Source organism: Methyloceanibacter marginalis (assembly GCF_001723295.1).
GTDB lineage: Bacteria > Pseudomonadota > Alphaproteobacteria > Rhizobiales > Methyloligellaceae > Methyloceanibacter > Methyloceanibacter marginalis.
Genome location: NZ_LPWD01000167.1, coordinates 1 through 11,490, shown reverse-complemented (window position 1 = coordinate 11,490; position 11,490 = coordinate 1). Strand labels below are relative to the sequence as shown.

11 protein-coding genes and 1 pseudogene are annotated in these 11,490 nt (G+C 64.2%); 5 read left to right on the top strand and 7 right to left on the bottom strand.

Annotation, left to right across the window (positions count from 1 at the left end; translation table 11 throughout):
• The coding region (locus tag AUC71_RS17510) for a thermonuclease family protein (RefSeq protein WP_193427024.1) at positions 1 to 259 on the top strand (259 nt) is incomplete at its 5' end.
• Positions 256 to 468, top strand: a complete 213-nt coding sequence (locus AUC71_RS17505) for a hypothetical protein (RefSeq protein WP_083238168.1) — start codon at positions 256 to 258, stop codon at positions 466 to 468. The genes AUC71_RS17510 and AUC71_RS17505, both read left to right, overlap by 4 nt.
• A gap of 67 nt (positions 469 to 535) precedes the next feature.
• Here the strand turns inward: AUC71_RS17505 and AUC71_RS07010 are convergent.
• Both AUC71_RS07010 and fdxA read right to left on the bottom strand, forming a co-directional pair.
• Positions 536 to 1,105: pseudogene (locus AUC71_RS07010) on the bottom strand (CarD family transcriptional regulator); the annotation flags it as partial.
• A gap of 363 nt (positions 1,106 to 1,468) precedes the next feature.
• Positions 1,469 to 1,807 carry a ferredoxin FdxA gene (fdxA, locus tag AUC71_RS07005; RefSeq protein ID WP_069623695.1) on the bottom strand — a complete coding sequence of 113 codons (339 nt, stop codon included), beginning with the start codon at positions 1,805 to 1,807 and terminating at the stop codon, positions 1,469 to 1,471.
• 304 nt (positions 1,808 to 2,111) lie between these two features.
• Here fdxA and AUC71_RS07000 point away from each other — a divergent pair, with 304 nt between their 5' ends.
• Together AUC71_RS07000 and AUC71_RS06995 are read left to right on the top strand one after the other, a co-directional pair.
• Complete coding sequence (locus AUC71_RS07000; protein WP_069623692.1) at positions 2,112 to 2,975, top strand: CHASE domain-containing protein; 864 nt, start codon at positions 2,112 to 2,114, stop codon at positions 2,973 to 2,975.
• Between the two features lie 53 nt (positions 2,976 to 3,028).
• Positions 3,029 to 4,546, top strand: a complete 1,518-nt coding sequence (locus tag AUC71_RS06995; RefSeq protein WP_204376661.1) for a putative bifunctional diguanylate cyclase/phosphodiesterase — start codon at positions 3,029 to 3,031, stop codon at positions 4,544 to 4,546.
• A gap of 7 nt (positions 4,547 to 4,553) precedes the next feature.
• Here AUC71_RS06995 and AUC71_RS06990 read toward each other — a convergent pair whose 3' ends face one another.
• The 3 genes from AUC71_RS06990 to AUC71_RS06980 all read right to left on the bottom strand — a co-directional run bounded on the left by AUC71_RS06990 (position 4,554) and on the right by AUC71_RS06980 (position 9,156).
• Positions 4,554 to 4,913 (bottom strand): RNA-binding S4 domain-containing protein, encoded by a 360-nt coding sequence (locus AUC71_RS06990; protein ID WP_069623690.1) that lies wholly within the window; start codon positions 4,911 to 4,913, stop codon positions 4,554 to 4,556.
• A 12-nt stretch (positions 4,914 to 4,925) separates the two neighbouring features.
• Positions 4,926 to 7,949, bottom strand: coding sequence for a helicase-related protein (locus AUC71_RS06985; protein ID WP_069623689.1), 3,024 nt, complete (start codon positions 7,947 to 7,949; stop codon positions 4,926 to 4,928).
• 337 nt (positions 7,950 to 8,286) lie between these two features.
• The gene (locus AUC71_RS06980; protein WP_083238167.1) at positions 8,287 to 9,156 is read right to left on the bottom strand and encodes a DUF3108 domain-containing protein; all 870 of its coding nucleotides are present in this window, start codon (positions 9,154 to 9,156) and stop codon (positions 8,287 to 8,289) included.
• Positions 9,157 to 9,380: 224 nt separating this feature from the next.
• Here AUC71_RS06980 and rpmB point away from each other — a divergent pair, with 224 nt between their 5' ends.
• The gene (rpmB, locus tag AUC71_RS06975; RefSeq protein WP_069623687.1) at positions 9,381 to 9,689 is read left to right on the top strand and encodes a 50S ribosomal protein L28; all 309 of its coding nucleotides are present in this window, start codon (positions 9,381 to 9,383) and stop codon (positions 9,687 to 9,689) included.
• Between the two features lie 21 nt (positions 9,690 to 9,710).
• Here the strand turns inward: rpmB and AUC71_RS06970 are convergent, their stop codons facing one another.
• Together AUC71_RS06970 and AUC71_RS06965 are read right to left on the bottom strand one after the other, a co-directional pair.
• A complete protein-coding gene (locus AUC71_RS06970) occupies positions 9,711 to 10,745 on the bottom strand; it encodes an esterase-like activity of phytase family protein (protein ID WP_069623686.1) in 1,035 nt (344 codons plus the stop codon).
• A gap of 1 nt (position 10,746) precedes the next feature.
• The coding region (locus tag AUC71_RS06965; RefSeq protein ID WP_425283363.1) for a cobaltochelatase CobT-related protein at positions 10,747 to 11,490 on the bottom strand (744 nt) is incomplete at its 5' end.

Here is an 11,490-nt window from a genome sequence, read left to right as displayed (position 1 = left end):
CAGCACTGGCTTCAGAGCAGATCTCGTTGCCCAAGGTTTCGCGCGCGTCTATTCGCTCGCCGATGGCCGCGCCTGCATACAAGCTCTGCTTGTGGCCGAAGGGGAGGCGCGCGAGGCCCGGCGCGGACTATGGCGTTCCTGGGCCTATCGCGTGCAGGAGGCGGGCGATGCCAGCGCCTGGGCCGGTTCGTCCGCACCTACCAACTCATCGAGGGCACTGTTCACGCCATCGGGGAAGGGCGCAAACTGCTCTATGTGAACTTCGCGGAAGACTGGCGCAGCGACTTCACCATCACCATCGAACGAAAGGCCCTGGGGGTATTCGAGGCGGCCGGTCTCGACCTTGGAGCGCTTCCCGGCAAGCGCGTGCGTGTACGGGGATTTGTCGAGTGGTGGAACGGGCCAATGATCGCGGCCACCCATCCCGAGCAGATCGAGGTCTTGGCGCCGGCATCGCCCGCCGGCTGAACGCCCCAAACGAAAATGGCCGGGCTTTTTGGCCCGGCCATGATCCGTTCGAAATCGTGGATGCCGTCTAGGCAGCCTTGCCGTGCGGTTCGGCTTCTGCGGCCGCCTTGGCAGTGCGCGCGGACTTTGCGAGCACGTCATCGATCTTGGCGACGGCGGATGCCTCGTCCAACTTCTCCACGGCGGCAAGCTCGCGCGCCATGCGATCGAGCGCTGCTTCGTAGAGCTGACGCTCGGAATAGGACTGCTCGGGCTGGGCTTCGGAGCGGTACAGGTCGCGCACCACCTCGGCGATGGAAATGAGATCGCCGGAGTTGATCTTGGCCTCGTACTCCTGGGCGCGGCGCGACCACATGGTGCGCTTCACGCGGGCTTTGCCCTTGAGCGTCGTGAGGGCCTTCTTGACCACCTTGTCCTCGGACAGTTTGCGCATGCCGACGCTCTCAAGCTTCGAGGTCGGGACGCGAAGGGTCATCTTGTCCTTCTCGAAGTTGATGACGAACAGCTCAAGCTTCGCACCGGCAATCTCTTGCTCTTCGATGCTGACAATGCGGCCAACGCCATGGGCCGGATAGACGATATACTCGTTCGTCCGGAAACCGTGTCTCTGCTGGGGTCTTTTCTTTTCCGGCATGCGATCGCCTCACTATTGAAAATTGCTTGGTGGGCGCGAACGCTTGGAGCGTGAAGCCTGCCTTGGAAACTCGAAAGGCCAGCGATTGGTTCGCCGGCGCCGCCAAAAGCGGCTTTCGCGGGGCAATAAGCGAGCGGTCGATCAGGAGGCCTGATCGTGCCAACTCCCTCAAGTCAGAAAAAAAGCGCGCCCAAACGGCGTCGCCTCTCTTGGTGCTTCACGCGCCGACAGTCTGCGCCATTTCAAAAGCACCATAACACAAATTTAGTGAATCTGGAAGCCGTGCGGCAGTGCAGCATGGCCCATGAGCGGGCGCAATATGCGGCATTTTGACCATAGGGTTAACGCTTAACCCCTTGAAGAGCCTCAATCCCCTTCGCCTGGCTCCTGGGAGAAATATTTCTCGAACTTGTCCGGCTCGGAGACGAAGGCGTCGGCGTCGGCAGGGGCCGGCTTCTTGGTGGTGATGTTGGGCCAAGTCTCCGAATACTGGCGGTTCACCTCCAGCCATTGGTCCAGGCTCGGCTCGGTATCCGGCTTGATCGCGTCAACCGGGCATTCCGGCTCACAGACGCCGCAGTCGATGCACTCGTCGGGATGAATGACGAGCATGTTGGCGCCCTCGTAGAAACAATCCACGGGACAGACCTCAACACAGTCGGTGTACTTGCACTTGATGCAAACTTCAGTGACGACGTAAGTCATCGATCCCACATGCTCTGAGGCTTGCCCAGCCTTGTTCTCAAAAAGCCCTTATCGGGCCGTCCGACAAGCCCCGGGAGCGCCCTGCGTATAACAATAGGCCGGGCAGCACAAGGCAGCGCAAGACCCCGCAAACCCTTATTTTTGGGATGCATTTGCGGCTTGGGGCGCGACCGTTAGGTTGAATTTCCTGGTCCGAACTAAGGGCGCGTCAATCTATTTATGGCACCTCCCATTGGTTGTTCCGCGGTGAGGCGCACCTAGCCGCCCGCCCAACCCTTTGGCGCGCGAGAGGGGCCAATCTGGAATGCAAGACCTGTCAGGAGCCCTGAGCAAGCGGCTGCACCTAGCCCAGGTCTGGCCCTTGGTGGCCGTGGGCCTGCTCGGCCTGGTGCTCGCTGCGGCAGCCTGGATCACCGTGTCGGTTTGGGAAGAAAGGCTTGCCAAGGCCCGGTTCAATGCGGTGGCGGGCGATTATGCAGCGGTCCTGCAAAACGGACTCGACGGCTATCTGGACAAGATTCGCGCCTTGCGCGCGTTCTATGACGCTTCCGAGGGCGTCAATCGCCGCGAATTCGATCTCTTCACGAGCCAGATTCTGTCCGGCCACGGCAGCGCCATGCGTCTCCTCTGGTGCCCCCGAGTTGATCGTCAAGAGCGGCCCGTCTTCGAGAGCGGCGTGCAGAGGTCCGGACTGACTGATTTTTCGATCAAGGATTGGGCGCCGACCGGCAACGTCCGGGACGCGACGGAGCGCGAAGAGTATTTCCCGATCCTCTATTCCAGCGTCTCACATGCTCGTACCGCGACGTTCGGCACGGATCTCCACTATGAGCGTGCGCGAAGCAGCGCAATACGCCGTGCGCGTGACGGGGATACGATGGCCACTGCACAAAACATCCAACTCCGCAATCCCATTGGTGGGAAGCGCCCGGGGTTCATCGCTTTCTTGCCGGTCTACAAGCCAGGCACCCTTCACGACAGTATCGTCAGCCGGCGCCGAAATCTGGAAGGGGTTATCGCCGGGGCCTTTCAGACCTCCACGGTTTTCGATGCAATTCTTGCACAAGCGGTTCTCCCGCCTAGCGTCGATCTGTTCATCTACCCCTCAAATAACGATCAGAATGCTCCTCCGCTTTATGCGCGCGTCGTCGGTCGTCAGACACGCTGACCTCGTCCGAAACGCGAGCGTCACTTGCGCAAATGACGCATTGGTCGGCTGACTTGACTGTCGGCGATGCGCGCTGGAACCTTTTTCTTGTGCCGCGCAAGGGCGCGTTGACCGGCCATTATCGCACCTTTGCCGTCGGCGTGATCGGACTGATCTTCGCTGCAGTGCTCGCCTATGTGTGGGCTTCGCTGCGGCACACTTTGCGCCTGGAGACCGCCAACCGGCGCATCCTCCAGCTCGCGCAGACGGACATTTTGACGTCCTTGGCCAATCGCCGCGCCTTCATGAAACGGCTCAGCATGGCCTTCAATGCGAGCCTGCGCGGCTCACCGGCATTTGCCGTGCTCTACCTGGACATCGATGACTTCAAGGACGTGAACGACACGCTTGGTCACGCCATGGGCGATCAGCTCCTCAAGGAAGTCGTGGCGCGGCTGAAAAACGTGGTGCGGGAAGAAGACCTCGTCGCGCGCTTCGGCGGCGACGAGTTTGCCGTTCTCGCCTGCAACGTGAACGATCCCACGGAAGCTGGAACGCTCGCCGCGAGAATCGGCGAGACTCTGGCCAAACCGTTTATCATCGACGGTCACAAAATCTCCGTCACCTCGAGCATCGGCATCGCGCACTTCTCGCACGACATTGCCGGCCCCGAAGCGATGATGGTCCAGGCCGATCTCGCGCTCTATGGCGCCAAGGACGAAGGGCGCAACTGCTATCGCTTTCACAGCGAGGATCTCGACAGGCAAGTCCATGAACGGGTCCGCGTCGCACACGAGCTAAGGGCGGCGATCGAGGACGGCGAACTGGAGCTCTACTATCAGCCGCAAGTCGAGCTCGCGACGGGGCGCTTGACCGGGGTCGAGGCCCTGGTGCGGTGGAATCATAAGACGCGCGGATTGCTCACGCCCGGCTCGTTCATTGCCATTGCGGAGCGTACCGGGGCGGTGCAGCCGCTCGGGAGCTGGGTCTTCGATGAGGCCTGCCGGCAGATGAAGGCGTGGCAGGCCGAAGGCGTCGCGCCGCACGTGCTCGCGGTCAACGTCTCGGGCGTTCAGCTCAAGTCGGCCGACCTCGAACGGGAGGTCGCGGCCAGCATTGCCAAATGGGGCCTCAATCCGGGCGAGATCGAGCTGGAACTCACCGAGTCCGTTCTCATGGAGGCGACGCAACGGCATGGTGCTACCCTTGAGTCTCTGCGCCGCATGGGACTCCGGATTGCCATCGACGATTTCGGCACGGGCTATTCGTCGCTCAAATATCTGACCACATATCCGGTCAACCGTCTGAAGCTCGCCCAAGAGTTCGTGTTCCGCGTGACGGTGGATTACCGGAACGCCGCCGTCGTGCGCGCGGCCATCCGGCTTGCCCATGAGCTCGGCATCGATGTGATCGCCGAAGGGGTGGAGACGGAGGCACAAATGCGCTTCCTGATCGGCGCAGGTTGCGAGCAGGCGCAAGGTTATTTCTTTAGCCGGCCGGTCCCCGTGTCCCAGATGACGGCGCTGCTTCATGAAGGATGGATCAAGCCCGCGCCTGCGCCGCAGCAGCCGCGATTCACCTCCGCCGCGTAATCCGTTCCTAGGTCCAGTCGACGCGCAACGCGTCGAGACGGCGCCGGTCGCGCTTGGTCGGCCGTTTGCCGCTGCGCAGCGGGGTTAGCGGCCGGTTGGCGGGCGGCAGAGGCGTGAGATCTTCATAGAGCGTTTGCGCGAGGTTAGCGGGCCCGCGGCGCTCCGCGGCATCGACCACGCGCACGACGGCAAGACGCCCTTGGTTGGCGGTCGTAATCACGTCGCCTGCGTGAACCAATCGGCTCGGTTTCAGCGCCCGCTCACCATTGATGCGCACTTTTCCATCGCTAATGAGTCGTGCGGCGCCCGAACGCGTCTTCATCAGCCGCGCGCACCACAGCCATTTGTCGAGGCGCTGTGGCGTCATCGGCAATCCGGGTTAGCTTTTCTCGGGACGACTGCGCGCTGCAAGGCTGTCGCGGAGGTCTTTCAAGGCCGCGAAGGGCGAGTGCTCCGGCAGCATCCGCTCGCGCTTCGGTTGGCCCTGGCGGTCTCGGCCCTGCCGGGCCTGGCCATCTCGATCCTGGCCTTTGGCCTGACCCCGCTCGTTGCCTTTCGCCTTATTGTGGCCCTTGCCGTGCCGCGGGGGCCGATCGCCTGCCTCCGGCGGTTTGCGTCCTTTTCCTCGTGCGTGCTGCGGCCGCTGGGTATCCCGGCGCTTGCCCGGACGCCAAATTTCATCGAACGCGGGCTCGGGCGTGGGAGCGGCGTCTTTCGGTGCCTCCGCCACGGCGTCGGCAGTTCCGGCCGCTGGCGTCTCGAGGGCTGCCGGCGCGGGCTCGGTCGCAGTGGATTCCGCCGCCGCGGTCTCGGCAAGAGGCGTCTCAGTATGCGGAGTCTCGGCAGGTGCGGATTCGGCCGTGGCCGGTATCGCGTCGGCACCGTTTTCGCCTTCGATCTTCCGGCGCTCCAAGCGGAAGCCAAGCGCGCGCAGGATCGAGGTGAATTCATCGCCCGAGCAGCCGACCATGGACATCAGCTCCGGCACCACCCGGAAGCCGCCGTCGCCGGTGGCGCCGGTTGGAGGTGCCGCGGGTTCCTTGCGGTTTGTGCCGTTCGCTTCGGTCTGCGCGTCCGTCACCGCTGCTTGCCGCCAAATCACGCGCGCGCGGATGAGATCGGAGAGCCGCTCCAGCATGTCGATGCGGACCGCACGGTTGCCGGCCACGTGAAAGCCCGCGGCGCGCCAATATGGCTCTGGAATGGCCTTGTCGGCGGGGACAGAGGTCAGGCCCTGCTTCGGCCGCTCAGGCAGCGTGTCCGTTGTGAGATCGTGTTCTTGTCCGGCGTGGAGCACCCAAAGCAGAAGCAGCAGCTCTGCTGCCGCGGGCTTGAGCAGCGCCGGGAAGTAGAGGTTGAAGGCGCCGAAGCGGACGCCGTATTTGCGCAATTGCCCCCGGTCCGCTTGATCGAGCGCCTTGATCTCGGCGGCGGCGGTGTCGCGGCGCAGCACGCCGAGGTTCTCTGCGAGGCGGAAGGCAAGCCCGCGCGCCAGACCGGTCAGGTCCTGCGCCTCGCTCAGCGCGATCAGCGGCTTCAGCTTGGCGTCGAGATAGGCGGCGAGCCACGAAGCGAGCCGCGCCGTGACGCGCTCGCGGTCCGGCGGACCCAAATACTCGTCTGTGAAAAGCTCGATACGGGGCTTCAGCGCGGTGTCGCCGCGCGTGAGCCTGCCGATCTCCGAGCCTTGCCAGACGATCCGCCCATTGGGTGTGAGCGTGATGGTTTCATCCGCGGCGGCAGCGAGCGCCGCGGCACGCGAAGCGAGTTCGGTGGCAAGCACTTGCGTCGCCGCATGGAGCGCGGCCTTGCCGTGAATGCCGTCGCTGGACGCATCGGGCGTGAAGCGGAAGCCGTCCAGGCTGCCGACGAAGTGGTTCTCGACAAGAATCTGACCGTCTTCGCTGATCTCGGCCATCATCTCCTCCTTGTCGCGCAAGCGCCGCATGAGCACGCTGGTGCGCCGATCGACAAATCGTTGTGTCAGGCGCTCGTGAAGCGCGTCGGACAGCTTGTCCTCGATTCGCCTGGTGCGGTCCTGCCAGTGCTCCGGATCGTGAAGCCATTGAGCCCGGTGAGACACAAAAGTCCAGGTACGAATTTGGGCGAGGCGGTTCGACAGCGTATCGAGATCGCCGTCGGTGCGGTCGGTCTGCGAGACCTGATTGGCGAACCAGTCTTCGGGAATCTTGCCTTCATCGCTCATGACATAACGGTAGAGCGTGGCCGCAAGATCGGCGTGATCGGTGGGCGAGACCTTCCGATAGTCGGGAATCTGGCACATCTCCCACAACAGCCCAACCGCCGCCGGCGATCTCGCCAGGTCGCAGATGCCCTCATCGCGGGTCACGTTCTCCAGCGCGATGACGTCATCAACCATGCGCGATCTGGTGAGGCGCGGATGCTCGGGCATCTCGCGCAAGCTTTCTTTCAGCGCCTCGATGGAGGCGAAGTTGAGGGTACGGCTGCGCCACTGCAGCATGCCGACCTGATCGAAACTGTGGGTCTCCAGCCGTTCGATCAGTTCGGGATCGAAAGGCGGGACCTGTCCTGTCACACCGAACGTTCCATCGTTCATATGGCGCCCGGCGCGGCCGGCAATCTGGCCGATCTCGGAAGGGCTGAGATTGCGGTGGGCATGACCGTCGAATTTCCGCACGCCGGCGAAAGCGACATGATCGAGATCCAGGTTGCCCCATGCCGATGCGTCCGTCGCCACCAGGAAATCCACATCGCCGTTCTGGTAGAGCTCGACTTGGGCGTTGCGGGTGCGGGGACTAAGAGCGCCGAGCACGACCGCGGCGCCGCCGCGCTGCCGCCGCACCAACTCGGCGATGGCATAGACGTCGTTCACAGAGAAGGCGACGATGGCCGCACGCCTCGGAAGACGGGTGATCTTCTTCTCGCCGGCATAAGACAGGTTCGAGAGACGCGGGCGCGACACCGAGATTGCGCCGGGCAGGACCTCGCGGATGGCATCGCGCATGGTCGCCGCGCCAAGCAGCAGCGTCTCGTTGAGGCCCCGCGCGTGGAACAGGCGGTTGGTGAACACATGGCCGCGCTCCGCGTCCGCCGCGAGTTGGATCTCGTCCACGGCCACGAAATCGGCCTCGAGCTCCCGCGGCATCGCCTCCACCGTGCACACATAGAAGCGCGCGGACGGCGGCTTGATCTTCTCCTCGCCCGTGATGAGCGCCACCTGGTTGGCGCCGGCCCGCGCCGCGACCTTGTCGTAGACCTCGCGCGCAAGCAGCCTGAGCGGTAGGCCGATGACGCCGACGTCGTGGGCCAGCATGCGCTCGATGGCGAGGTGCGTCTTGCCGGTATTGGTCGGCCCGAGCACGGCGGTGACGCCGCGTCCTCTGGCTGGACCTGTGGATTGCGTGGATAAAGCCTTGGTCATTCGACGCACTTCTTAACGTGACTCCCGTGCGGGCCGTGAACGGGAGAAGAACGAATCTCGTCCGAATCGCTGACAAAGCCCATTCGGCTTATGTTCCGCCCCTAAATTGGCACACTCCGGCGGGCGCTTTCGCGAGCGCGGCACGCGCCGGCATTCTTACAATCGACCCTATATCTGGCTTTTGCGCCCAGCCGGGGCTCTCCTCACAGGGGATCGCAACGGGAACAGAGCACGGACGAATCAGGGGATCGTGAATTTTCAACGTCCGTTCCCTACGACATGTTGGGTTTTGGGCCTTGCGCGTTAACACTCGGTAGGGCGCCTCGCCGTTACTAGCCTAGTCGACGCTCGCGCGCCGGGACCCTGCGACCTGAATCGAGGTGACGACCGCGGTGCCGTAGCCCACGGGCGTCGGCAGGACGATACGGTAGGGCACATACATCTGCGTGCCCTTGACCGGCATCAGCCAGACCTCGATCTCGTCGGACTGCGTCATCATCTGGATGCCGGCATTGTTCGGCTGGTAGCCGGAGATGGGGATGAACTTCACCCGGCAGATCGCCGCCGGGCCTGAATAGGCAGTCCGCGCCGTGTTCTGGACCATGACCCGCTTCTTCGGCTTCAGCACGAGGTCGAAGCGCGACTTGCCGTCGAACACCGGAAGCATCTGATTGCAGACGCTGAGATCGCCGTGCGGATTGGCGGAGCGGGCGGTGAGAAAGGCGCCGCTCATGGGATCGAGCACGCCTTCGAGCTGCTCGCGCTTGACCGGGATCGTGCCCGGGATCGTGCCCTTGCGCGGCGAAATGGAAACCTGCTGCACCGCCCCGTCGCCGAACGTCATGCGCAGACGCTCGTCCGTCTTGCCGCCGTCGGAATAGCTGAAGGCGTATGTGGCGGGCTCGGGGCCCGCCTCCGTCACCTGGCCGGTGCTCGCGGTGACCCCCTGCCATCTGTAAACAAGGCCCTCGAGGATGGAGAACTTGCCTTCCCCGCGCATTTGATAGCCGCTGCCGTTCAGCGTCGTGGTGACGCTGAAATTGCCGAGATTGAAGTTGCCGACCTTGACCTGATAGACCGCGATGATGCGGGCGGCGGACGTGGCAGGGCTCTCCGCCCGGGCGCGTTCGTCCTCAAGCGCCGGGCCGAGGCCGAGCGTGAGGACGGCCACAGCCAAAAGGCTCAAGCAATGTCGTGCTGCCCACATGTCTCCCGACCCCTAGCAAGACGTCCTCCCGCTAGTCCTCCTGATCCTGAGACTGTCCAGGTATTTGGCGGATTCGTCAATTCGGCCAGCATAGACGGGAATCAAGGCTGTGCCTTGACCGAATAGGACCATCCCCGTATATCTCGCCTCCCTGGCTGCCGCGCTTGTGGATAGTCACGAGCCGCAACCGGCTATCAAGATATTCGTTAGAAGGACAAAGGACCATGGCCCGTCGCTGCGAGCTGTCCGGCAAAGCCGTGCTCACCGGCAACAATGTGAGCCATGCCAAGCGCCGGACCAGGCGCCGTTTTCTGCCGAATCTGTGCAATGTCACGCTTCAGAGCGACGTGCTGAAAAAGCGCGTCCGGCTGACCGTCTCCGCCAACGCGCTCCGCTCCGTGGAGCATCGCGGCGGGCTCGACGCCTACCTGCTCAAGGCCGGCGAAGACGAGCTGTCTCTGAAGGCGCGGCGCCTGAAGCGCGAGATCGCCAAGGTGCACGGGACGCAGGGGACGCAGGCGGCCGCCTCCTAAGGCTCTCCAGGCTCCATGCCCTCACGGCAGGGCAAACTGCATGATCAGCGACCGCTGAAACGGGCTGAAATTGTCGTCCGACATCAGGGTCAGGACGGTCTCGCCGGCGCGCGAGCGGTGGACGGCGATCGCCTCCATGTTGTCGATATTGAGCCGGTCGGTCGCCTCCAGCAGCACCTCGCCCTCGATCAGTCTGCCGGCCTTGAGCTCCGCCGCGCTGATGCGGCGGATGCGCATCTTCACCCCTTCGCTGTAGCGGAACCGGCGTTCGAGCAGGATCAGGCCGCCCTCGGGGAGCCCAGCGGCGTCGGTGATGTCGAAGCCGCCGAGGCGCCGCACCGTGATGGGCCCGGGGTTGCGCCCGCCGATCAGCCAGCCGCGGAGATTGCCGTTTGCGTCCTGCAGCCGCTCGGATAAGGCGACGACGGTGTCTTTCAGCGGTCCGGCATGGATCAGCGCGACGGCTTCGAGGCCTTGATTGGCGTCCATGCCCCCCGCCTCCTTCGGCAGACGCACCACGCCGCCCGGCGGCCCAAAGCTTTTCATGGTGAAGGGGTAGCGCAGGATGCGGTGCTCGCGCTCGAAAGAGACCAGCGCTTGGCCGGTGCGCGTATCGCCTGCCGTGAGCGCCAGACCCTCGGCGTCGCGCTCGGCGTCTATGCGAAGCGGCTTGCCGTCATGGCCGAGGATCGGCCCCAGCGTCACGTTTTCCATGCCCTTCAGCCAGCGGCCGTCATAGGTGAGGTCGCGCGCATCCAGCGCCGGCGTCGGCGGCCAGCAGCGTCGTGCCGGAGGTATCCAGGCGATGCCGGAGAAGCCGCCGAAATGCCGCGACCGGCCGAACAGGTTGAGCCCGCCGCGGAAAATCAGCTTGCCGAATTCCTTACGCTCCGGCCGGTCGCGGTCGAAATTGATGGGGATGACGGAGACGCGCGTCTCGATCGCGCGATCCGGCACGTCGGCGGGCTTGGCGATCAGCGACGAGGCGACGGCGCACAGGGAGCCCACGGTGAACAGCGCAAGGGCGAGCGCCGCTCGGCGCGAAGCGCGCTTCACGTTAGTGGAGCTGCCGGCGTTTGGCGCGGGCGGCCGACGGCACGGTGCGGTGAAGTTGCCGCCAGGCGAGATCTTCGTCGAACAGCTCGGCGAGCTTCTCGGTCATCACACCGGCCAGTTCCTCAGCGTCGGTGATGGTGACGGCCCGCCGGTAGTAGCGGGTGACGTCGTGGCCGATGCCGATGGCGAGCAGCTCGACGGGCGAGCGCGTCTCGATCTCGTTGATCACCTGACGAAGATGCTTCTCCAGATAGGAGCCCGAATTGACCGAGAGTGTGGAGTCGTCGACCGGGGCGCCATCCGAAATCATCATCAGGATGCGCCGCTGCTCGGGGCGCGCCAGTAGCCGCTGATGGGCCCAGGCCAGCGCCTCCCCGTCGATATTTTCCTTGAGCAGACCTTCGCGCATCATCAGACCGAGATTGCGCCGGGCGCGGCGCCAGGGCGTGTCGGCGGCCTTGTAGACGATGTGGCGCAGATCGTTTAGGCGGCCGGGCAAAGGCGGCTTCATGGCATTGAGCCACGCCTCACGCGAATGGCCCCCCTTCCAGGCGCGGGTGGTGAAGCCCAGGATCTCGACCTTCACGCCGCAGCGCTCGAGCGTGCGCGCCAGGATGTCGGCGCAGCAGGCCGCGACCATGATGGGCCGGCCGCGCATGGAGCCGGAGTTGTCGAGCAGAAGCGTCACCACCGTGTCGCGGAACTGGGTATCGCGCTCCTGCTTGAAGGTCAGCGGGTGCATGGG